Origin of the sequence: Cytobacillus gottheilii, assembly GCF_001636345.1 — a bacterium.
In the GTDB taxonomy this organism is placed as follows: domain Bacteria; phylum Bacillota; class Bacilli; order Bacillales; family Cytobacillaceae; genus Cytobacillus; species Cytobacillus gottheilii.
Genome location: NZ_KV440945.1, coordinates 1459101 through 1483354 on the forward strand (window position 1 = coordinate 1459101; position 24254 = coordinate 1483354).

General features: G+C 40.0%; 15 protein-coding genes, 1 pseudogene and 1 other annotated feature. Of the genes and pseudogenes, 12 read left to right on the forward strand and 4 right to left on the reverse strand.

The genetic code is table 11. The features are described from left to right. Window positions 1–85: 85 nt before the first annotated feature. From A6754_RS06935 to ysxE, 3 genes and pseudogenes are all read left to right on the forward strand, one after another. Window positions 86–1645 (forward strand): annotated as a pseudogene (locus A6754_RS06935) (IS1182 family transposase); the annotation flags it as partial. A 654-nt stretch (window positions 1646–2299) separates the two neighbouring features. Beyond that, complete coding sequence (gene spoVID, locus A6754_RS06945) at window positions 2300–3484, forward strand: stage VI sporulation protein D (protein WP_066443137.1); 1185 nt, start codon at window positions 2300–2302, stop codon at window positions 3482–3484. Between the two features lie 106 nt (window positions 3485–3590). Next, on the forward strand, window positions 3591–4658 hold the full coding sequence (gene ysxE / locus A6754_RS06950; protein WP_066451452.1) for a spore coat protein YsxE: 1068 nt from the start codon (window positions 3591–3593) through the stop codon (window positions 4656–4658). Between the two features lie 15 nt (window positions 4659–4673). On the opposite strand, the gene A6754_RS06955 is transcribed toward ysxE, so the two are convergent. After that, on the reverse strand, window positions 4674–4865 hold the full coding sequence (locus A6754_RS06955) for a YszA family small membrane protein (protein WP_066443138.1): 192 nt from the start codon (window positions 4863–4865) through the stop codon (window positions 4674–4676). A 177-nt stretch (window positions 4866–5042) separates the two neighbouring features. Further along, window positions 5043–5283, forward strand: a binding site (T-box leader). 63 nt (window positions 5284–5346) lie between these two features. Between A6754_RS06955 and A6754_RS06965 the strand changes: the two genes are divergently transcribed. From A6754_RS06965 to A6754_RS06980, 4 genes are all read left to right on the forward strand, one after another. After that, entirely contained in the window at window positions 5347–7995 is a 2649-nt protein-coding gene (locus A6754_RS06965) for a valine--tRNA ligase (RefSeq protein ID WP_066443140.1), read from the forward strand. Between the two features lie 80 nt (window positions 7996–8075). Next, a complete protein-coding gene (locus A6754_RS06970) occupies window positions 8076–9407 on the forward strand; it encodes a bifunctional folylpolyglutamate synthase/dihydrofolate synthase (protein WP_066443141.1) in 1332 nt (443 codons plus the stop codon). Between the two features lie 57 nt (window positions 9408–9464). After that, the gene (locus tag A6754_RS06975) at window positions 9465–11183 is read left to right on the forward strand and encodes a sensor domain-containing diguanylate cyclase (protein ID WP_306806917.1); all 1719 of its coding nucleotides are present in this window, start codon (window positions 9465–9467) and stop codon (window positions 11181–11183) included. Between the two features lie 168 nt (window positions 11184–11351). Next, window positions 11352–14249 (forward strand): VWA domain-containing protein, encoded by a 2898-nt coding sequence (locus A6754_RS06980; protein ID WP_066443142.1) that lies wholly within the window; start codon window positions 11352–11354, stop codon window positions 14247–14249. Window positions 14250–14376: 127 nt separating this feature from the next. On the opposite strand, the gene A6754_RS06985 is transcribed toward A6754_RS06980, so the two are convergent. The 3 genes from A6754_RS06985 to A6754_RS06995 are packed head-to-tail and all read right to left on the reverse strand — an operon-like array spanning window position 14377 to window position 17475. Beyond that, window positions 14377–16395 (reverse strand): hypothetical protein, encoded by a 2019-nt coding sequence (locus A6754_RS06985; RefSeq protein WP_066443143.1) that lies wholly within the window; start codon window positions 16393–16395, stop codon window positions 14377–14379. Window positions 16396–16406: 11 nt separating this feature from the next. Continuing rightward, on the reverse strand, window positions 16407–16967 hold the full coding sequence (locus A6754_RS06990; protein ID WP_066443144.1) for a PilW family protein: 561 nt from the start codon (window positions 16965–16967) through the stop codon (window positions 16407–16409). Beyond that, window positions 16951–17475 carry a type IV pilus modification PilV family protein gene (locus tag A6754_RS06995; RefSeq protein WP_066443145.1) on the reverse strand — a complete coding sequence of 175 codons (525 nt, stop codon included), beginning with the start codon at window positions 17473–17475 and terminating at the stop codon, window positions 16951–16953. Before A6754_RS06995 ends, A6754_RS06990 begins: the two co-directional genes overlap by 17 nt. A gap of 151 nt (window positions 17476–17626) precedes the next feature. Here A6754_RS06995 and A6754_RS07000 point away from each other — a divergent pair, with 151 nt between their 5' ends. The 5 genes from A6754_RS07000 to A6754_RS07020 all read left to right on the forward strand — a co-directional run bounded on the left by A6754_RS07000 (window position 17627) and on the right by A6754_RS07020 (window position 24253). Continuing rightward, window positions 17627–19036, forward strand: a complete 1410-nt coding sequence (locus tag A6754_RS07000) for a hypothetical protein (protein ID WP_066443146.1) — start codon at window positions 17627–17629, stop codon at window positions 19034–19036. A gap of 309 nt (window positions 19037–19345) precedes the next feature. Further along, on the forward strand, window positions 19346–20101 hold the full coding sequence (locus A6754_RS07005) for a PRC-barrel domain-containing protein (protein ID WP_066443147.1): 756 nt from the start codon (window positions 19346–19348) through the stop codon (window positions 20099–20101). Between the two features lie 26 nt (window positions 20102–20127). Further along, entirely contained in the window at window positions 20128–21513 is a 1386-nt protein-coding gene (locus A6754_RS07010) for a G5 domain-containing protein (RefSeq protein WP_066443148.1), read from the forward strand. Window positions 21514–21535: 22 nt separating this feature from the next. Beyond that, window positions 21536–23200, forward strand: a complete 1665-nt coding sequence (locus A6754_RS07015) for a GspE/PulE family protein (RefSeq protein ID WP_066443149.1) — start codon at window positions 21536–21538, stop codon at window positions 23198–23200. Window positions 23201–23212: 12 nt separating this feature from the next. Continuing rightward, the gene (locus tag A6754_RS07020) at window positions 23213–24253 is read left to right on the forward strand and encodes a type IV pilus twitching motility protein PilT (protein ID WP_066443150.1); all 1041 of its coding nucleotides are present in this window, start codon (window positions 23213–23215) and stop codon (window positions 24251–24253) included. Window position 24254 lies beyond the last annotated feature (1 nt).

The following is a 24254-nucleotide window of genomic DNA, read 5'->3' on the forward strand; positions in this document are numbered from 1 at the left end:
CTTTTATCATTTTTAAATAAAAATAAGGACCACTTCTGATAAAATAAAGTCACCACAACAAATTCAATCAGAAAGAAGGGTCCTTATGTTTAAAGATTATAACATGAATCAAATTATTTTGCCTTTAGATTTAGCAGTGAAATTACAAGAAAATGATATCGCCTTTTCCATCCATCATTTAGTCGAAAGTATTCCTCAAGAAGCTTTTCATTCCTTTAGCCGACAGACTGGCTGTCCATCCTATCATCCACGCATGATGCTGAAAATTATTTTATGCGGCTACACGCAATCTACTTTCTCTGGTCGTAAAATAGAAGGATTATTGAAAGATAGTATCCGCATGATGTGGCTCGCACAAGGATATGAGCCAAGCTACCGCACGATCAACCGGTTCCGTGTACACCCCGAAATGAAAGAATTAATACGCCAATGTTTCGTCCAATTCCGATGTCAGCTGGTTCAGGAGAACCTGATTGATCAAGAAGCGATCTTTATTGATGGCACAAAAATTGAGGCGAACGCTAATAAATTCACGTTTGTATGGAAGAAAGCCATTGAAAAATTCCATGCCAATCTCATTGAAAAGTCTAATCAGTTATACAGCCAGCTCCTTGAAAATGAAATCATTCCTGAAATAAAAAGAGAGAATGAAGAACAGCTTTCGATTGAAGAGTTAAAGCAAGTCGCCAAACAACTAGATGAAGTAGTCGATGATTATACACAAAAAATTGAGAGCTCTGATGATGCAGAAGAGCGTAAACAGCTTCGGAGTGAACGGAAGTCACCAAAACAAATGGTAAAACAACTGAACGATTGGATTGCCCGCAAACAGAAGTATGAAAAGGATTTTAACATGTTTGGCACAAGAAACAGCTATTCAAAAACGGATCAGGATGCAACTTTCATGCGAATGAAAGATGACTATATGCAAAACGGACAATTAAAGGCTGGCTATAATGTACAAATCGCGACAGAAGGACAATACGCACTGGCTTATGATGTGTTTCCAAACCCGACGGATACCAAAACATTAATCCCCTTTCTTGACCGAATTGAACAGGAATTCTTTTCGTTGCCGAAATACATTGTGGCAGATGCCGGTTATGGAAGCGAACAAAATTATGATGACATTTTGACAAAACGCAGCTGTACACCGCTTATTACGTATAATCACTACTTAAATGAGCAAAAGAAAAAGTTCAAACAAGATCCCTTCAAAACAAGTAACTGGGAGTATGATAAGGAAAGTGATACGTTCACTTGTCCGAATGACAAAAAGGTCATGTTTCAATACCATTCAACTCGTTCCGATAAAAGTGGTTACAAGCGACAATTAAAGGTTTATGAATGCGAGGACTGTTCAGACTGCCCATTGCGATCGTTTTGTACAAAAGCACAAGTAGGTACAAATCGTAAACTCATGATCAACGAGAAATGGGAACAGCAAAAAGAATATGTAAAGACAAAGCTTTCGGAAGAAGAAACGGCTGCCATTTACCGTCAACGCAAAACAGACGTGGAGCCAGTTTTTGGATTCTTGAAGGCTAATTTGGGTTTCACTCGGTTTTCGGTTCGCGGTCAATCAAAAGTCGATAACGAAATCGGCCTCGCGTTAATGGCCGTGAATATAAGAAAATCTGCGGCAAGAGCGTAAGATCTTGCCTACCTAAGACCAAAATACATAAGAAAAAAGTGAAATCGACGAGCGATTTCACTTTTTTTCATTGACTGAGACTATTTGTCCCAGCCTCTTTTTTAATGGTGTTTTTTTAGATGGGTTTGGGTTGAATGGCGGAAATTTGGGTTTGTGATCTGTAAATTAGTAAATGATGTTGTGGGGGAGGAAAGGTACCTTTAAATCTCATTAGAGATGTGGTGGGAAAAGAGGGAATGTACCTTTGTGATCCAGGAATTGGTATATAGTGTCGCGAAAAGGGAAGAAACGCACCCGTATAAATCAGAAACTGGGTATATAGTGTCGCAAACCTCCAAATTCCAGCAGCAACCGTTAAACCTAAAACCCAAAACAATCGCTGCACCTCACTCCCAGAAGTGAAAAACCAGACAATCAAGCAAAAACACCCCCCCAAAAAAGCACAACCCCCCACAGCAAAACCCCTCCCTTCAAAGCATTAAACAAACCAGCTGCCTCTAACAAGTTCCTAATCTCAAAACTCCTGCACCGAAAGCACTCTTACTAATCTATCTTGCAATTTTTTACTCATATTTAGAATCGTCTATTCATAAATTGATAATGACATAGTGATTAGACGTGAAAGATATGAAGGGAGGAGTCGCTTTGACTCAGGGAAATCCATCGTGCTTACGATTTTCTTTAGAAGAATCAGTGTGGTTTCAAAGAGGACAGGAAGTACTGCAATTAATATCAATCTCACTTGATCCAAATATTACAATCCAGGAAAGTGAACAATATGTCACCATCCAAGGTGCTTTAGAGCTTACAGGGGAGTATAATCGCGTCGAAGCAGATGAAGCAGAGCAGCAGAATGCTGGCTACCAGGCAAAGTTTGTGCAAAGTGTAGAGGAAAGAGATGAAGGTGTTTTTGAATTCACTCACTTTTTTCCAGTAGATATTACGATCCCGAATAATCGAATTCAAAGCATTGAGGACATTGGTGTAGAAGTGGAATCCTTTGATTACGATTTTCCTGAACGCAGCTGTATGAAGCTGAACGCAAACTTAATGATTTCCGGTTTATATGGCGAGCAGCGTGAAGAGGCTGAAAATGCTGTTGAGGAAGTTGTAGAAGCTTCTGAGGCAGAGGCAGAGCTGGAGCCGCTCTATCGTTCATCCGCTTCAATATTTGAGCCTCCAGCACAAGAAGATGAAGAACAAGAAAGTGATTTTGTCACTGAACTGCGCATTGAAAAAGCTGAACAGCAAGAACAAGAACAAGATCAAGAACAAGTAGAAGAGTTATTCCGCCCATTTGAAGCAGAGGCAAGAAAACAGCCGGAAGTCCCGGCAGTTGAGGTGAATGAAGAAGAGGTAGCACCTCCAGCATTGCAGGAAGCTCAAATTGCACCTCAAGCCGCAGAAGAGCCTAAGGAAGCATTCCCTAATATCGCATTTACAGCTCAAAGAAGTGAAACACCTGCTGAAACATACGTGGCAGAAGTGGAAGAGTTCAAGCAAGTACCGCTTGAAGAAAGTCCTGTTCAAGAAGTAAAAGTGACTGAAAATGTATACATGGAAGAATCATCATCTTCTTCTGAGCAAGAAGTAAAGAAAAAGAAAAAATCCAAAAACAGTATGACATTAACAGAGTTTTTTGCACGAAAAGATGAAAATGAAATGTCTAAGCTGAAGGTATGCATTGTGCAGCACGGAGAAACACTCGAGCTGCTTGCAGAAAGATATGAAGTGTCTTCTCAGCAGCTGCAGAGAGTGAACAACCTTGATATCACTCAAGACGTCTTTGAAGGTCAGGTGCTGTATATCCCTGCTGTTGTAACCCGTTAATGTTGATCATGGACCAATGAGCAGGTGTATGTTAACCTGCTCATCTGTTTTTTTACGCAGAAGTGATCATGTATCTGCGCTGAATTGTAGGAAGTGAGTGATTACTGTGCAGGAAAAAAATCGATTAAAGCAGGTAGCACCCATTTTAAGACATTATGCTGTAGAAGCGAATTTTGTTGAGGATTTTGGCAGAGTCCAAAAAATTTATAGCAATAAAGGGATCTTTGCTTTAAAGAAAATCAAAACCAATCATGGTGCTGACTTTATCAGACATGTTCATAACTTATATCAAAAAGGCTATAACCGGGTTGTACCAATTTATCCGACTGCAGATGGCCGTTACGCGGTGCTGCATGGTCATCATTTATATTATTTAATGCCTTGGCTGGCGAATGAATTAAAAGAGGACCGAACACAAAGGTATCAGCAGATGTTCCGGGAATTGGCACGGATGCATACCCTTTCGGTCAAAGAAGTAAAAATCACCAAAGAGGAAAGAGAAGAGCATTATGAGAACACACTGCAGCAATGGGAAAGAGAAAAGGAATTTCTTTCAGGCTTTATAGAGCAATGTGAAAAACGAGCGTATATGTCACCGACAGAGCTGTTATTTTGCTTGTATTATCATGATATAACACAGGCAATAAAATATGCGGAAGATAAGTTGAAAGCATGGTATGAAAAGACGAAAGAAGAAGAAAAAGCAAGAACGGTCCTTATTCATGGAAAGGTTTCACCTGAACATTTTTTATTTGATGAGCGCGGCTATGGATATTTCCTGAATTTCGAAAATGCAAAGCTAAGCTCTCCTCTGCATGACATGCTTCCGTTTCTCTCCAGGTCGTTAAAGACATATCCTAAACGCTCGGAGGAAGCTGTGGATTGGTTTTATACGTATTTAAAATACTTTCCATATAAAGAAGATGAGTTATTGCTTTTTCAAAGCTATTTCGCCTATCCTGGTCCGGTGATCCGTGCAGCAGAACGTTATTATAAAAAGAAAAATAGCCGTGGTGAACGTAAAATGCTGCAATATTTCCAGAATCAGTTCTGGCTATTAAAAAATACAGAATATGTGATTATGAGAATAGAAGAAACAGAAAGACAAAAAAAAGAGGCAGCGGCTGCTGCGGCAGCACAAGCACAGGCAGAACAAGAAGGAGCCCAGAATTAATCCATGTTCCGGGCTCTAAATCATTTCAAATTGAAATGCAATGACAGCAGCAATAAGCAGGAAAAGCAATAGCACGTCTAAAATGGAAGGCAGAATCAGTGTTCGAATGCCTTGAAAAATGCAAATCGGAACAATAAATTGTCCGCATACATTGCGAATCGATCTTAGCCAAGGCGGCAGTCCATGCGGATTATATCTTCTTTTCATCATCAGTCCCCCTTCTCCCCATCATATGAACCTCATTTAGTGATAGTGCCTAAACTCCATGCATAATTTGCCGTATCCCTTGGAACGTTTCCTCAGAAAAGGTATAAAATAAAAAAATAGTGTTACGATATTGACTAGCGTTATTGATTTGAGTAGTATAGAGCATATAAATAATGAATAAAAGCCAGGATAGGGAAGAGTACAGAGTGAAAAGCCTTAAGAGAGATGAACCATTTTGCTGCGAGGTTTGTCAGGCGGATGCTTTGGAAGGTCGCCCTTGAGCTTCTTTTGCGAACGGCATTATGCTCATTAGTAAAAGACGGGAAAGCCGTTATCAATTTTAAGAGTCAATATCAGGCTGTTTTTTTGATATTGAAAAAAAGGTGGTACCGCGAAGCAAACTCCATTCGTCCTTTTATGACGAATGGGGTTTTTTGTTTTTTTAAAAGTATTAGGTCATGTGAAAGGAATGAATATAAAAATGGAAAACAATAATGAACTGACAATGCCGACGAAATACGATCCGGCATCGATTGAGAAAGGGCGCTACGATTGGTGGCTTTCCGGTAAATATTTTGAATCTGGTGCAGATGAAACAAAAACACCTTACACCATTGTTATTCCGCCGCCAAACGTAACGGGAAGGCTGCACCTTGGTCATGCATGGGACACAACGCTTCAGGATATTTTAACGCGTATTAAAAGAATGCAAGGCTATGATGTTCTTTGGCTGCCTGGAATGGACCATGCCGGCATCGCGACACAGGCAAAGGTTGAAGAAAAGCTCCGCAATGAAGGAAAAAGCCGCTACGATTTAGGGCGTGAAAAGTTTGTGGAAGAAACATGGAAATGGACAAATGAATACAAAGGCCATATCCGTGAGCAGTGGGGCAAGGTCGGACTTGGACTGGACTATACGAAAGAACGATTCACGCTTGATGAAGGATTATCAAAAGCTGTAAATAAAGTATTCGTTTCTCTTTATGAGAAAGGCTTAATTTACCGCGGTGAATATATCATCAACTGGGATCCTGCAACGAAAACAGCACTATCTGATATCGAGGTTATTTATAAAGATGTTCAGGGTGCATTTTATCATATGAGATACCCATTAACAGATGGAAGCGGCTATATTGAAGTTGCGACAACTCGTCCGGAAACGATGCTTGGAGATACGGCAGTTGCTGTCCACCCTGAAGATGACCGTTACAAGCATTTAATCGGCAAAACGGTAAAGCTTCCGATCACTGGAAGAGAAATCCCGATTGTCGGTGATGATTATGTAGATATGGAATTTGGTTCTGGTGCAGTTAAAATTACACCAGCACACGATCCTAATGACTTTGAAATCGGCAACCGCCATAATCTTGAGCGTATTCTTGTTATGAACGAAGACGGTACAATGAATGGAAATGCCGGCGAATACAAAGGATTAGATCGTTTCCAATGCAGAAAGCAAATCGTAAAGGACCTGCAGGAAGCGGATGTTCTGTTTAAAATTGAAGAGCATATGCATTCTGTTGGACACTCTGAAAGAAGCGGCGCCGTTGTTGAACCATACCTTTCAACACAATGGTTTGTTAAAATGCAGCCATTAGCTGATGAAGCGATCGCCCTGCAAAGCAAGGAAGAAAAGGTTAACTTCGTGCCTGCCCGCTTTGAGAATACGTATTTGCGCTGGATGGAAAATATCCGTGATTGGTGTATTTCCCGTCAATTATGGTGGGGACACCGCATTCCTGCCTGGTATCACAATGAAACAGGCGAACTTTACGTTGGTGAGAATGCTCCTGCTGACCCGGAGAACTGGACACAGGATAACGATGTATTAGATACATGGTTCAGCTCCGCACTATGGCCATTTTCAACAATGGGCTGGCCAGATGAAGATTCAGCAGATTTCAAACGCTATTACTCAACAGATGCCCTTGTAACAGGATATGATATTATTTTCTTCTGGGTTTCCCGTATGATTTTCCAAGGTCTAGAGTTTACGGGTAAGCGTCCATTTAAAGACGTTCTCATTCATGGGCTTGTACGCGATGAGCAAGGCCGCAAGATGAGTAAATCGCTTGGAAATGGTGTTGATCCAATGGATGTCATTGATCAATACGGAGCAGATGCACTAAGATACTTCCTTTCCACTGGAAGCTCACCTGGTCAGGACTTGCGTTTCAGCATGGAGAAGGTAGAATCGACATGGAACTTTGCCAATAAAATCTGGAATGCTTCCCGTTTTGCGTTGATGAATATGGATGGACTGAAATACGAGGAGATCGATTTATCTGGAGAAAAATCCGTTGCAGATAAATGGATTCTGACACGTTTAAATGAAACAATTGAAACCGTAACAAGATTATCTGATCGCTATGAGTTCGGTGAAGTAGGACGGATTCTTTACAACTTCATCTGGGATGATTTCTGTGACTGGTATATTGAAATGGCGAAGCTGCCGTTGAATGGCGAAGATGAAGCTGCTAAGAAGACGACGCGTTCGATTCTTGCTTATGTTTTAGACAACACGATGAGACTTCTTCATCCATTTATGCCATTCATCACAGAAGAAATCTGGCAGAACCTTCCGCATGAAGGGGAGTCTATTACAGTAGCTTCTTGGCCAGAGGTTGTAGAAGAGTACAGCGATGAAAAGGCTGCTGCAGAAATGAAGCTTCTTGTTGAAATTATCCGTTCTGTACGAAACAGCAGAGCTGAGGTAAACACACCAATGAGCAAGAAAATCAAGATGCTGATTAAAGCGAAGGACGAAGAGATCGAAAGCATCCTAGAAAGCAACCGTGCGTATATCGAACGCTTCTGTAATCCGGAAGAACTAACGATTGGTATGAATGTTGAGACTCCTGACAAAGCAATGACCGCTGTTATTACAGGAGCAGAAATTATTCTTCCGCTTGAAGGCCTGATTAATATAGACGAAGAAATCGCCCGCCTGCAAAAAGAGTGGGAGAAGCTGAACAAGGAAGTAGAGCGTGTTCAGAAGAAACTAAGCAACGAAGGTTTTGTTAAAAAGGCTCCGGAAAAAGTAATTGAAGAGGAAAGAGCGAAGGAGCTTGATTATACGGAAAAACGTGCTGCTGTTGAAGCACGTATGAATGAACTGAAAAACGTGTAATCTAGGTTAAATAATGTATGGATCGAAGGCGAGTCCCTCTATGAAGGATTCGTCTTCCATACTGTAAGGAGGTTTTTATTATTTTTACTACATATGAACAAGCACTGGAATGGATCCATGGCAGATTGCGGTTAGGGATTAAACCTGGATTAAAAAGAATGGAATGGATGCTTTCGAAACTGGGAAACCCAGAGAAAAAAATAAAGACCGTACATATTGGCGGAACAAATGGAAAAGGTTCAACACTGACGTATTTACGCTGTATTTTACAGGAAGCAGGGTTTACTGTGGGCAGCTTCACATCTCCATTTTTTGAGCAATTTAATGAACGGATTTCTTACAACGGCAAACCAATCTCAGATGAAGAGATTTTACAGCTTGTGAACCGGATATTGCCGCTTGCTGAGGAATTAGAAGAGACAGACCTTGGTGGTCCGACTGAATTTGAGGTCATTACTGTGATGGCATTTGAATATTTTGGTCATGTTCAGCCTGCAGATATAGCCTTGTTTGAAGTGGGTCTTGGCGGACGGCTTGATTCCACGAATGTCATAGAACCTCTTCTCTCTATCATAACAAGCATTGGCCTGGATCATACGAGTATCCTTGGAGAGACTTATGCAGAAATCGCCTATGAAAAAGCCGGGATTATCAAGAAAGATACCCCGCTCATTACAGCTGTAAAAGAAGAAAGTGCGAGAAGTGTGATATTAGAGACAGCATCTAAGCAGAATGCAGAGGTTTATCAGCTTGGAAAGAATCTTGTCATTCAAGAACATTTTTCCACAGCAGCTGGTGAGCAATTTAGTCTAAAGACAGCAAATAACGAGTATGGACAACTTGACATTACCATGCCAGGAGAGCATCAAGTTGAAAATGCCTCCCTCGCCGTTATGGCAGCTGAACTGTTAACTCTTAAAGGTTTTCCTCTAGAGGAACATCAAATAAAGCAGGGGTTAATGAAAGCCTATTGGCCGGGCCGATTTGAAACCGTCAGCGAAAAGCCTTTAATTATAGTAGATGGTGCGCACAACAATGAGGGGATCCAAGCCCTCACAAACGAATTGCAAAAACGATACAGAAAATTACAAAAGAGGGTTATATTCGCTGCTCTTTCTGATAAAAAACTAGACAAAATGATCATGCAATTAGACTCAGTTGCAGATACAATGACATTTGTGGACTTTGACTTCCCGAGGGCTGCTAAAGCTTCAGATCTATTGAAAATTAGCTCTTCACATCGTAAAAGAGCTGCATCTGATTGGAAAGATGCCATTCGCTCTGAGATGCTTTCGGTGGGGAAAAATGAGATGCTGATTATTACAGGCTCACTCTATTTTTTATCAGAAGCAAAGCCATTTTTAATTAAAAGTTTAAATAGTTTGAATATAGATGTGACAAAAACCTTTTAATTTGATAAAATATCCACATTATACAACTTTTTACCTATGGAAAAAGGAGGGATGAAAATGAAGGTGAAATATAAAAAAATCATCTGGGCTGCTTGGATCTTGTTAATGCCAGCTTCACTTTGGATTGCCTATCATTTTTATCCTCCTCCTGTTGAAGCAGTTCCGCTGACTGATTTGGCAGCCTTCTTTTTACTTACCTTTCTCGTTGCGCTATTACCTGTCGTCATAAATAATACACCAGTGTTTTTACTGCAATGGGTCTCTATGGCGGTTTTTCTTTTATTTGGTCTGTTTATTGAAATTTTGCTGGCTCAATTTGCGATTTTTGTGCTGCTTGCCAGACTCAATATCAGTAAAAATAAACAACTGTATCGACTGCCTTTAAATTCAAGTATGTTCCTGCTTGTTTCTTTATTTAGCGGTATGCTTTACTATGCAGTTGGCGGTGTTTCCGCCGACCAGCTCACCTATAATACTGAGTCCTTTTTTATTGCTCTCTTATATCCAGTCTTTTACTATATTTTAAATTTATTATTTCTTATTTTTATAGATATTGTTTTAACGGATAAAAAGAAGTTTCTCTTTGGAAAAGATATGGTTTGGGACATGCTCTCATCATTAGCATCTTTCCCTGTAGGGTATGTTCTGTTTATTTTATATAAGGAAATTGGTGTCATTGCCGTTTTATGTGTCGGCATACCATTTGCCAGTCTTTCGCTGATTATGAGTCTATATTCCTCCAGTGAAAATGTGAATGCGTATTTACAAAAAGTATCGGAAATAGGCCATCAGCTGGCAGAACGATTAAAAGTCGGAGCAGTACTCGATTTATTTATGGAAAAGCTGATTCAGATGCTTCCAGCAGATTATGCCTATCTAATGGACATTGTGGACGGGAAAGAGCTGCAGATCATCCGCAGTTATGAAAATGGGCAAATAAACCGAGCGGTGATGAAGCCGCTAAAAAAAGGAGAAGGAATAAGCGGTTTTGTGTGGGAACAAAAAAAGGGTGTCCTATTTAAGACAAGAAAAGATTGGCAGCTGCTGATTAAAGGGTATGTGCCTGCCAATATCGAAAGCATTGTCTCTGTTCCGGTTGTTCGAAACAGCGAAGTAACCGGTGTACTCTTTTTGGCTTCTACAAGAAAAGCCGTTTTTGACAAATCTTTGCTGATGATTGTTGATATCCTTTGTTCACATCTGGCCATTGCTGTCGAAAATGCCAATCATTACGAGAAAACAAAAGAAAAAAGCGAGCGCTGTGCACTAACAAAGCTTTATAATTACAGATACCTTGAGAAAAGACTGAATAACGAATTTGCAAAACTGGCAAAACAGGAGATATACACACTATCTTTAATCATTCTCGACCTTGATCATTTTAAATCTATCAATGATAACTATGGACATCAAAGCGGCAATGAGATTTTATGTGAACTGGCAAATCGTTTGACAGCAGCTACCGGTGATTCTGGAATTGTTGCCCGGTATGGCGGTGAGGAATTTGTTATTGTTCTTCCCAACTATCCAAAGCATGAAGCTATTCAATTTGCTGAAACTTTAAGGCTCCTGCTGGCAAATAAGCCGTTTCAATTATCACAGCATATTGGAGCAGAACAGATCGATCTGGAAATACAGATCACGGCCTCATTTGGGGTCGCGGCAGCACCAGAAAATGCCGAAGACCCAATGACTCTTATTCGCCATGCTGACAGAGCACTCTATACTGGCGCGAAAAGAGCGGGGAGAAATAAGGTCGCAGAGTATGTGAAGTAAAGGTGCTTCGGAAATAGGAGACAGGTTTCTGTCTTCTATTTTTTATTAAAAAAATTTTATGATTTCAATAGATTTATCTATTTGTTTTATAGGTAAATTGGTATACTTATAGTATAAAAGTTCTGAAATTAATCTGAAAAATTTATATATTTGAAAGGAGTGAAAAAGATGAAGCAAATAAAGAAAGGCTTTTTACTATTATTGATGCTGCCATTGCTATTATCTATTCTTTTTTCTCCAGCTGGAGCGTCTGCAGCAGCAGATCCTCCGTCGGTAAACTTTTCGGCAAAAGCGTCGCAGAAAATTATTGTTAAGCCGCAGAATGCAGATGCAATTGGAGGTCTTGACCTTCATCTTATGCCAAAAGGAATGGCTACAAATCCTGAGAGAGATCCGATCGACCTAATCTTCATCTTTGATAAATCGGGTTCGATGAATGAATCGGGTAGAAATCCGAAAAAGTTTCAGGATGCAAAGGATGCCATTGAAGAAGCGGTTGAGTATTTTAAAGAGCATGGACAGCCTGGAGATCGTTTTGGGTTAGTTCCTTTTGATACAAAAGTATCGGATAGAGTTGTGTATTTCTCATTTAATGATTTTATAAGCAATCTAAATAAAATTGAGGATACTGTGAATACTTTATCTGCCTCTGGGGGTACAAACTATACTCAATCTTTTGAAAAAGCACTTGAAATGCTCGGTGGCCAAACGAATGGGGCAGAAAAACCGGCAGAAAACCAATATGTAATTTTTATGACTGATGGGGAGCCTACTTTTTCTAACTATAAGGAAGCAATAACTTATCAGAAACAAGTTCAAGTAGGAACTAGAGAAGATTGTTTCTTGTTTTGGTGTTCTACTGTACCAGTATATGAGAAAAAAACAGTAACTGAAAATGTTCTTGTTTATCATGAAATATACACAGACACTAGAACAGGCCGCGATTTTAGTGAAGTATATTATTATCTGAATGGCAACCGTTACACTATCAACCAGGACGTAAATGAAACAAAAAGGCGAATTAAACAGCATGGTATAAATATGGCACAATCCCTTGCTCAAAAAGATATTAAACTGTATTCAATAGGCTTTGGCAATGACAGTGAAGTCGATATGGATTATTTGCGCAAGCTATCATCTGTAACTGGTGTAACAGCCCGCCAAGCATCACAAGGGAATATATCTGAAGTTTTCCGGGCGATTTCCGGGGAAATCGATACACCATCCATCAGCGGGGAAATTACAGTAGATCTTAACAAATTTAATGGAAAAGTGAAGCTGCAGGATGGTGCAAATGCTACCATTACGAATGGAATTGCGACCATTAAGTTTGATTTAAAATATCCTTTAAATCAAAGAGCTCCACAGCCAATTGATTTCTCTCTGCCATTAAGCTTTACGCAAGCAGGAGATTATGTATTTGATAATATTAAACTTTCATACAGGGATATTGATGGCAAAGCAGTTGCGCCAATCACCCATGCACCTGTAAAAATCTCTGTAAAAGATGATGCCGCGCCAAGTATGGTTGGTGAGATGAGCTTAAAGGGTGTTATCAATAATCCGGATAATTTAATCAAAGTTTCTGGTTCTAATGAAAGAACAAATGAATTTAAAGTCAATTATTCTTTAAGTCCGAATGGTTTATTCAATAATCAAGTGAAGGGAAATCTATCAAATATCCAAATTGTTCAGCCACTGCCAAGCGGCGTTTCTCTAATTCCTTCTGAAGGAGTTAAGCTTATCACTGGACAAGATGGTCGTCCGGCAGCACAAATTACACTAGGTCAGTCAATCAATTATGCTTCCGGTGTTTTTTCACCGAACAGCTTAGCTGCTTCTTTAAACCTAAAAGGGGACTGGGCGCTAAATAACGTCAAGATGCCAACAGCGTATGTTACGTACAAAGATAGCCGTTTTGGTGAGCAGCAGGCTTCCATTGCTCCAGCCAACCAGTTTATCAATTTAAAGGTGCGCTTGAATGAAATGGGCGGCAAAGCATATGATGGATATGCTTCTGGTCTCATAAACAAGGTGGATCTTAATAACAATAATACAGTTGTTGCACAAACAGAGTTCCCAAATGATTACGGATTAAAGCCTAAGCCAATTAAGGATATGGAATTTGTCGGCGATAAAAATACAGCCATTAAAGTAACATATTCTGATAATGAAGAAGTGATCATCTACTTGACTCCGGATTTTGAGATGACAGGACAGGATAGCGGAGTTGTCTACAAGGACGGAGACGTTACAAGTGAAAAAGTCAATGTGGATGTTACACAGCTGGTTGCCGGCAAAGGAGTTAAGTATTATTACTCTATTGAGAATCCTAACGGCAATATTGGGTGGACAGAATTTGACCCTTCAAAATCCATCGTAATCGATGATATAGGGAAAAATACGATCAGAATAAAAGCTGAAGGCGGATTTGCCTTCAATACGCCTGTAGAAAAGGATATTACTCTTCAAGTTCCAGTTGAATCAATCCATGTAACACCAAATCCATTGGAACTGGAAGTGGATGAAGTTAAGTCCTTTACGGTTAACATTTCTCCGCTAAATGCATCTAATAAAGATCTTGATATTTATATCGAAGATCAGAATATAGCTGAATATAAAGGGGATATGAGAATTATCGGCAAAGCTGAAGGTGAAACCTATTTAGTTGTCAAAGCGAAAGATGGCTCTGGTATAACAGTCAGGGTGCCGGTAATTGTTAAAGACGCTTATATTGGATTAAAAGAAATTAAGTTTATCAAGTCTGTCTTCAAAATTGAAGAAGGTGAAGAGATTGCTCTCAGCGATGTGTTAATCTTTAACCCTAATAATGCAACAGACAAAGACATTGAATCTCTGCTGTCTACTCTGCCAGATAAAGTATCTGTAAGAAAAGAAGGATCTGAGTGGTATATTATCGGTGAAGAAGTCGGTTATTCTACGGTAACCGCAGAAGCCGAAAAGCAAAGAGATCAATCAAAACCAAAGGCATCTGCTTTATTTGAAGTAGGACCTGAGGGAGCAGACCATGACAGCGGCGGCTCAAATGGAGCAGGACGCTGGTAAAATGAATAGCTAGAACATGAAAAACGCCCTATATGATGTAGGGCGTTTTTGTTTGCATATTTTTAATTTACTCAAAAAAAGAAGGGATGCTTTGCGGCATCCCTTCTTTACATTTAAACCAACGTTCTTAATCTACAATCAGCTCATCCGAAAATACTTGAAGCTGTTCAACAATCGGAAGTGCTTCGATTCTCTGCAGCAAAACATCCTGATTATAATCGACAATAAAGCGCGAATAGTTGTCTTCTTGCTGATTGCTCATTGGGAGCTGAGTGATAGAATTAACTCTGCCGCGAATCGCATTAATCGTTAATGCCTCTTTAGCAAAAAGCCCGCCTTCTATATAAAAGAGTGAGCCGACTCCATACAATTCAGCATCCTTTTCAGTATAGAAAAATCCTTTTAGCGGCTTTACGGTATTGTTTTCCCTTGGCAAGTATGGAAGTCCTTCTTCATCAGCAGGTGTATAGTTATTAAACTCATTAATCCTTGTTATTAACAAGTCGTCATGAACAAGCAGGACAATCTGTTTTTCATTGTTTTGCGCACCAATGATATTGACATTGGATATGCTCGCTTTTTCCCCTGTATATACGACAGAGTCAAACATGACCTGATCATCTTCTCCGCCTTGGTCATTCTCGTCCCCAATGATCGTCAGGTTTTTATTACTGATAATATTGCTTTGGATATCAATGGTTGTCGAAAAAGGTTTAAGAAAAACATTTTCTCCAGAAACAATGTCGCCAGCCACTTTTAGTCCGCTGCTTTCCACAGAAAAGACGTTGTTTTCATAGGACTCTAACTCAACATTTTTTGCACCAATAATATTGCGGTTTGCATTTAACATTCCAGTCATATTAATGATGTGAACATCACCTGTCGCAAGTATGTCGCCATTAAAATTCATATCCTTATAGCTTACTAAGTAAAGATCACCGTCAACCACAAGCTGTTCACGGAATGAAATTGGATAATTAGTGCTCATTACGACAAGATCGCCATTTACTTTTAACGGGTCATTAAATTCCATTGCCTGATCTGCACTTTCAATAATAAAGCTATTATCAAGCGGAGCAGCCGTTTCACCTACAATGGATAGCGGATTTGGCTGAACCTCCACTTTCTCGATGTATCCATCGCTTCCAACAATTTGTCTGCTTGGCTGTGTATTACTTATCGCAGATGCCAAGCTGTCTGAGAAATCACTGCCATTGCCAGTTCTTGCTGCAGACAGTTTACTGTCCGTTAAAATCGAATTGGTCAGTTCATTCATTGACTTTTGAAATTGAATGTTAATAAACTGACTGTCATGCTTTAAATCCGGAATATCCTCTTTGTAAAAGTTATCTTCTTTTAATAGCGGCAGCAGGTTAGCTGAACTGCTATATAAATCGCCGATAATGGATGACATCGGTGTATCCTGCCTTTTTTCTGTGCCATCGCGCAGCTCAAACTCTGCTTCTTCTTGAATATGAAGATGATTGGCATATACATTTCCATTAAAGTTCGCAGAGCCATTTAATTTAAAGCCTTCTCCTTCATTATCAGAAAAAGATCCGGCTGCATACTTCAAAAAGCTTGGCAGCGGAGAAAGTATTAATCTTTTCTTAATGGTTCTCGTTACTTTTCCTTCTGTTTCAATTGGGTTTTTTGTTACAAGTACAACATCTAGTATTCTGGTAAAATCGAGATCTTTATCAATGTTAAAAGGAGCATCATAGTTTGTAAGACTGCCTACACAGGCGTGACTGTTATCCAGGTACGATGGTGAAGCTGTACTGACGTCAATTACATTCATGCACTCGATATAATCTGCCGCGCGATTGGGTTCAAGTATCTGTTCCACAATTGCATTCTCTAAGACATCGTCAAATCGATTTTCGACGTATAAGCGGTGATTGCTGTCCCAGCGTCTGAAATTTTCGAGGTTCAATTCATTTTCGCCTAATAGTTCGGGAAGGGTGCTCGTCATTTCATTCAATAGTTTTAATGCATCATACGTATAGACAACATCACTTTCCCTTGTTTCAGTTCTTTTGGCACCTCCGATGGATGCAGAGACAACGGCCATACCTAAAACGGTAAAAACGAGTGAAACAAGTAATACGATAATTAAACTATTTCCTTGTTCATTTTTTATCATTTTGTTCTCCTTTAAAAGCCGAATTGACTGTCAAGCTCCAAATTTCCTTCCGCAAGCCTTTTATGTGATAAATTGAAATGAAGCTGAATAATTCCATTCTCACAAGGACCACCTTCACAGCCTGTAATGGTCGAATTTGAAAAATCGGACTGAACATCTAAAGCAGCTCCATCAATTTCAAATACTGAAATCGTTTGATCGTTCACTGTTTTATCTGTCAGCTGTATAACCGTTACTTTTTCTTCATCATATACACTTGATTGATCAATACTGTAAAATGATTGCTGTTCTCCTTCTTCAAGTGCAACAGTGGTATGCTCGCTGTCTACAAGCTCTATGCAGTTGTCTCCGCAGGAACGGACATAATCAAAAGGAGTAGAGTAAAAGGCATTCATAATCATGGTCGCTGTATAGTCAGCATCATCGCGGAGCTGGCCTTCAGCATTTACTTTATTGTACAATTTATAGCCTGACGAAAAGACACCATATATCACCGGCAATACAATCATTAAGATGACCATTACCGCGAGCAGCTCATAGAGTGTTGCTCCTTTTTCATCTAATATCTTCACTTTGAATAGCTCCTTCAACCTCGGTCGATTTTTGATGATCACCATCATTCCATGTCACTACTGCTTTAAGCGGAACAAAATAGTCCTCATGATTTTCTTTATAATCACTAGAATAATTAGATGTAATACGCACATCATATTTTATATTGTTTACTGTAATGGATGAGCAGTCTGCTGACTGTGTTTCGCCCTTCCAAAACAAATTATATTGTTCACTGCCATTTGGATTTTTACATATATAAATACGTAACTCTTCATTTTGATTAGTAGAGTTGGAGGAGGAGAATTTCTCTCTCATTTCTATAAAACTCTGATTTTCGACATACATCAAGGCATTGCGGGCAACATTGACAGCTGCCGTTTTGGTCTCGTTTTTATTGGTGTAGGAAAATGCTTGTGTAAAAAAGCTCATGATTCCAATTAAAACGATACTCAAGATGGTTAATGAGGCTAAAACCTCAATAAGAGTAAGGCCTTTAGTACTAGAAAGGATTTTTTTACAATTCATTCGTTTCCCTTCTTTCATTCTTGATGATTATATTATACAATATTTCTTATGATTTACTGTTTTTTTAGGACAATTTACATTGTTTTCTATTATTTTTCGACAATGTTAGCAATATTATGAATCTTTTATCCTATACTAGTGAGGTGAAACGATGATTAGCTTCATTTTAGCTGCAATCTCCCTAATCGTCATTATTCCGCTCGTCATTTATTTGCCGCTCGGTTTAACGAAAAAAGGGAAAGTGATGATGACCGTTTTATCCTTTTCATTTGCACTGCTTGGCATAGCGGGACAATCGGTGATGGAATTATGGAAGTTATTATTAATACTGCTTCTGCTGGTTGTTATGAGCGGGTATTTAATGATGAAGAGAAGCGAGCAATTTCTTGCAGCAGAAGCAACTGCAGACACTGCTTTTCCTCTTTACAATCAGGATGATCATCAAGAGTATAAAGAAAAGGAAGCCGAAGAGGAGGTATCTCCTATTGAGGACCATGATTCAGTGATCGAAATGATCGAAACAGATCACGATGAAGAAAATGTACTGGAAGTTTTTGAAGCAGAAATTATAGTGCCGGTAGCTGATTCTAAGCAAACTGATGCAGTGGTGTTAGCGGAAAAGGCAGAAGCGGAATCAGAAACGGAAGCAGAAGCAGTGGACGGACAGCTTGATGAAATTGACTTCGACCAAATTAGATTAACTGAACTTGCACAAGACAAAGAGACGCTTGCTATAGACGAAAAGGAAGATGAGTCTAAAGATGCGGAGCTTTCCTATATTGGTGAGCTGGAGTCACTGATGTCTGATGACAATCCTGTCATACAGGTAGAGCAAAAGTACGAGGAAAACTTGCCTGGTAAAACCGAAGAAAATGAGTTTAGCCTTGGTCTGGAATTAGAGGATGATGATTTTATTATCCCTGCTTCAGTCGAAAATGAGACAAGCACTTCAGAGCAAGAGCTGAAGTCAGAGGAAAGCGAACTTCTCGATGAAAGTTCATACATTATCCCTTCACTAGAGGAAATGCTGGAGGAGGATGAAGTCTCTGCTGAAGAAATTCTTCAGCCTCAAGATGGTGAAGAACTGATTGTGCTTGAAGAGTTCCAAGAAAGTCTCGAAGAAGAAGTCGTTAATGAAAGTGATGAGATCATTCCAGAGCTTATGGCCGATGAAGAAGATCCTATTATAGAGGAAGAAGAAGAGCCGTGGATTCTAGCAGCAACATCATCTGATTCGGATGAAGAGCAGCAAGAACAAGAAGAAAATATCACCCTTCAAAGAGAAGTGCTGAAAACTCTTCTTGAACAGCTTCAACTGGCAAAAGAAACAACCGAACCTCATGTATACGAAAAATGGATTCAGCAGTGCATGCAGCAAAAAATGCCGCAAAAAGAGCATTACATCTTTGCCAGCCTGCTAATCGAACACTATATTTCACAGCAAGAGCACCAAAAACTGAAAACCTTACTAAACGAACTAAAAAAACAATATTCCAACATGCCAATCATCTCAGAACAAATCCAATTTTTACTACTTTCTTATTCCAATCAGGAACAGTAATCTATAAGTAATGGGTTGATATGACTGTGTTATATGGCCTGTGATTTTTAGTATAAGATGATTATTAGTGAGAGAATTGAATTCGATATGTATATGTAAAAATGTTGGCTGATTGCAGCGGAGGGGTACGAGACTCCTGCGGGAGAAGTGGAAAGGTTGAGACCCCACAGGTGCGAATGCACCGAGGAGGCTCAACTTCCACCCGCGGAAAGCAGCTCTATGTGAACCCTTAATGAATATAAATCTTTATACCTTTTCTGTAATCTAAGCAGAAAAGTGATCTCTAAAAGAATAGGTGTGGTGACATAAATGAAAAACAGCTCACAAATTACAGGATTGCCAATTATCAGCATCGCAGACGGACAGCAGATCGGCGCAGTAAAAACACTTGTAATCAACCCTGAAAAAGGCACAATTGACTTCCTGACAATCGAACACGAAGACTGGCAAGTAAGCGTTAAAGCAATTCCATTCAAAAAAGTTGTCGGAATTGGAGAATACGCTATTACTGTCGAAACAGACAACGCCGTCATTGACCTCAACGAAATTCCAATTGCAAACCAGCTCGTAAACAAAAAAATTAAAATCAACCAAACAAAAGTAATGACACGAAAAGGTGCATTGCTTGGTGAAGTTATTGAATTTTACGCTGATGACGAAACTGGTCAAATCCTTGGAATGGATTTACTTGTAGGTGAAAAACAAGTGACAATGCCTTCAGAGTACGTACTTACGTATGGAAAGGATATTGTTATTGTAAAAGAAGATGCAGAACAAGGCTTCCTTGATAACCATGAGCTTCTTGGACAACAAACACCTGAAACGGATTCCATCCACCATGAGGAAGCGGCTGCTAGTGAAGAACAGCAAAATACGAAGCAGCTTGATGCCTTGAAAAATAAACAGGTGGAACTGCTTGTTGGCAAAAAAGTGAATAAAGATATTATCGGTTTAGATGGACAAGTTTTCATTCCAGCTGGAACCATTCTAACAGAAGACCAAATACACTCTGCGCAAACGGAAGGACCAGCAGTCCTAATTGAATTGGCAGTAAATGTTGAATAGGAATAATGAGCGGAGCGGATCGGAGCATGAAGAAATCAGATAGTGCTAAATTATATATCATCTTGCTTGTTAGCACAGCGTTTATTTTTAGTTTTTCATACTTTGGCACTGCTGTTTATGGAAATGTTACGGGAAGTAAAGGTGTTTATACAGAAAAGACGCTGGTAGGCTCGGTAGATGTTACAGGATTATCACCTCAAGAAGCGTATGATCAAATCCTGCAGAACACTAAACTGTGGCAGGAGCAAAGCACCCTTTCTTTTAACTATAAAGAAAAAGATGAACAAGTTGATCTTTCTATCTTTTCTTTTGATGTAGACTCTTCTTTGCAGGCGGTTAAGCAAGGCGGCACATATCCGTTGCTTGTAACAGTAAATGAAGATGAGCTGGCACTTAAGCTTTTAGAGATTTCTCCAGAGCTGACATCTGAGGATTTTCAGGAGGAGAAACTAAGAACGGAATTGCTGAATATGGCCTCTCTTTTGCATACGGGCAGCCAGACTATGAAGCTGCAGACATTTTTTGCCCAAGCAGAAGAGGATCAAGTGGTGGCTGAAGCTACTTTAGCAGCTGACGAGGCTTATGAAAGTCTGGAAAAATGGACACAAGCGGTAAGTCAGATTGAAATTGAGCCGCAATCACAGCTGTCACTATTAAAATATATTGAGGAAAACGGGTTAACATCTTCCTTTAGCAGTGAGACATTAAGCCATATTGCCTCTGCCATGTATAAAACAGTGCTGTCAACCAATTTTCTTATTTCTGAGCGCCATATTAGCAGGCTGCTGCCAGATTATGCGGAAGCCGGCTTTGAGGCAAAAGTAGATCCTGCCAAGAATATGGATTTTATTATCAGCAATACAAATGACAGCTCTTTTACACTGGAATTTAAGCTTATTGATAATCAATTCCATGTTTCCTTAAAAGGCTCGCCATTTCTTTATGAATACAGCCTTTCTCTTGAAGATCAAGAGGTATTCAAACCAAAGACAATTGTGCAGTATGATGCAAAGCTGAGATTTGGTGAGGAACAGACTGTTTCAGAAGGCAGTGATGGTGTCATTATTAAATTATATCGTGAAGTAAAGGAACCATCAGGCAGCATTCTAAGAAAAGAATTCATTTCTGATGACTTTTACCCTCCTGTTCATAAAGTTGTGATTAAGAGTTTAATAGCTAACACACAGCCAGATCCGGTGGAAGAAGATTCAATAGATACAACGATTGAAGATGGAACAGATTCTGATGGAAATGCAGATATCAATGTTGATACAGATGCAGATTCAGAAGATGATATGAGGGATGAGGAAGCAGGATCAGATTCTGAAACTGGCTCTGAGGAAGAAGCTCAGAATGGTGAAAAGAAGAATGAAAATGAATTATGGGGTCACGAAAAAGAAGCAACAAAATAATGAGGTTAAAGCAGGGATATAGATGACTCAAGTTCGTAAAAGATTAGGAGACTTGCTTGTTGATGCAGGGTTAATTACGGAAGAACAGCTGCAGCTGACGCTTAAAGAAAAGAGCAGCGGGCAAAAGCTTGGAGATGCCCTCCTGCAGCGCGGATATGTGACAGAGCAGCAGCTGATCGAAGTATTGGAATTTCAGCTTGGCATTCCACATGTAAGTTTGTACCGTTATCCATTTGATACGAATCTATTTAGTATAGTTCCAAAGGATATGGCGAAACGCAACTTAATCATTCCCATGAAAAAAGATGGAGATAAGTTATACGTAGCGATGGCCGATCCTATGGACTTTTATACCATTGATGATCTTCGTCTATCAACCGGCTTCCAAATCGAAACAGCGATTGCAACAAAAGATGATATTTTGCGTGCAGTCAATAAATACTACGATATGGATGAAGGGCTGGAGGAATTATTCGGGACTTCACCTGCACATACAGAAGAAGTAGAACAAGAGAAAATCGTTGACCAGGATTCTCCGATTGTCCGTCTAGTTAACCAAGTATTGACGAATGCCGCTGTTGTAAAGGCCAGTGATGTGCATATTGATCCGCAGGAGACAAAGGTAGTTATCCGCTATCGTGTGGATGGCATACTCCGAACAGAGAGAGTGCTGCCTAAGCATATGCAAAGTGTTCTTACAGCAAGAATCAAAATCATGGCGAATCTTGATATTACAGAGCATCGGATTCCTCAGGACGGCAGAATCAAGATGAACTTGGATTTCCACCCGGTTGATTTGCGTGTATCCACATTGCCTACTGTCTATGGTGAAAAAATTGTTATGCGTCTTCTTGACCTTGGAAGTACGCTGAATGACATTAATAAACTGGGCTTTAACAAAGTAAATCTTCAGCGCTTTACCGATATGATTGAAAAACCAACAGGGATTGTTCTCATAACAGGGCCAACAGGTTCCGGTAAATCGTCCACTTTATATGCGGCTTTAAACAAGCTTAATAGCGAAGAAGTGAACATTATAACAGTCGAAGATCCTGTTGAGTACCAGCTTGAAGGCATTAATCAAATTCATGTGAACTCAAACGTGGGAATGACGTTTGCCGCTGGACTGCGTGCCATCCTTCGGCAAGACCCGAATATTATCATGGTTGGGGAGATTCGTGATAAGGAAACAGCGGAAGTTGCCATTCGTGCTTCCTTAACAGGGCATCTCGTGTTAAGCACCTTGCATACAAATGATTCAATTGGCACGATTACAAGATTAGTAGACATGGGTGTTGAGCCTTTCCTTGTTGCCTCTTCATTGAGCGGGGTTGTGGCACAGCGACTTGTCCGAAGAGTTTGCCGTGACTGTGCGAAAACAATGGAGCCATCAAAACGGGAGATTGAGATTTTTGCCAAGAGAGGCATGAAAATCGATCAGGTTGTAAAAGGTGCCGGCTGTTCATCCTGTAATATGACTGGCTATAAAGGCCGTGTCGCGATCCATGAAGTTTTAGTTGTAGATGATGTTATGCGCCGTGTGATTATGAATGGTGAATCTCTCTCGAAACTAAGAGAAATTGCCATTAAAAACAAAACGATCTTCCTTGTTGATGATGGATTAATCAAAATCAAGCAAGGAATTACAACAACAGAAGAGGTGCTAAGAGTAGCACTACCTGATTAGGAGTAAAACGGTATGGTAAATAAAATTGATTTGCTTCTGAAGGCAGGCTTTGAGCTAAAAGCATCAGATATTCATCTCACGGTTGGTGTACCGCCAATCATGAGGATCAATGGAGATTTAAAACGCTACGGGCAAGATACGCTTCTGCCGGCAGATACTGAAAGCATGGCAAGAGCCGTAATCCCGGATCATCTCTGGAATACATTTAAGCAAAATGGCGAGCTGGATTTTTCCTATGGCCTGCATGGCGTTTCCCGTTTCAGGGTGAATGCTTATCATCAGCGTTCTTGTGTGGCACTTGCAGTCCGTGTTGTTCCGACGAAAATACCTTCAATGGATGAACTGGACTTGCCGCTGATCTTAAAAGAAATTGCAGCAAAGCCGCAGGGACTTGTACTTGTTACAGGACCTACAGGCAGCGGGAAATCAACCACGCTTGCGTCAATGATTGATTATATGAACCAGACCATGCGCAAGCATGTCATTACACTGGAAGATCCAATTGAATATTTGCATAAGCACGGCAAATGTATCATAGATCAGCGTGAGGTTGGCTTTGATACGAATAACTTTGCGAATGGTTTAAGAGCATCACTCAGACAGGATCCTGATGTTATCTTAGTAGGAGAAATGAGAGATCTTGAAACGATCCAAACGGCTATAACGGCAGCAGAAACAGGACACTTAGTGTTTGCAACCTTGCATACATCCAGTGCCCCTGCAACCATTAACCGGATCATTGATGTCTTTCCGCCGGCACAGCAGGATCAGATTCGCATTCAGCTTGCATCTGTGCTTGTTTCCATTGTCTCGCAGCGCTTGTTTCCGCTTGTTAATGGACAGGGCAGAAAAGCGGCAACGGAAATTCTGCTCAATAATGCGGCTGTCGCTAACCTTATTCGCAATGAAAAAATTCATCAGATTGTGAATGTAATGCAAACATCAAGAAGTCAGGGCATGCATACATTGGAGACCAATGTGAAAGAGCTTTATCAGAACGGTTTAATTTCAAAGGAACTCGCGAACCCTTATTTAGTTGAGAAGGTGGAATAAG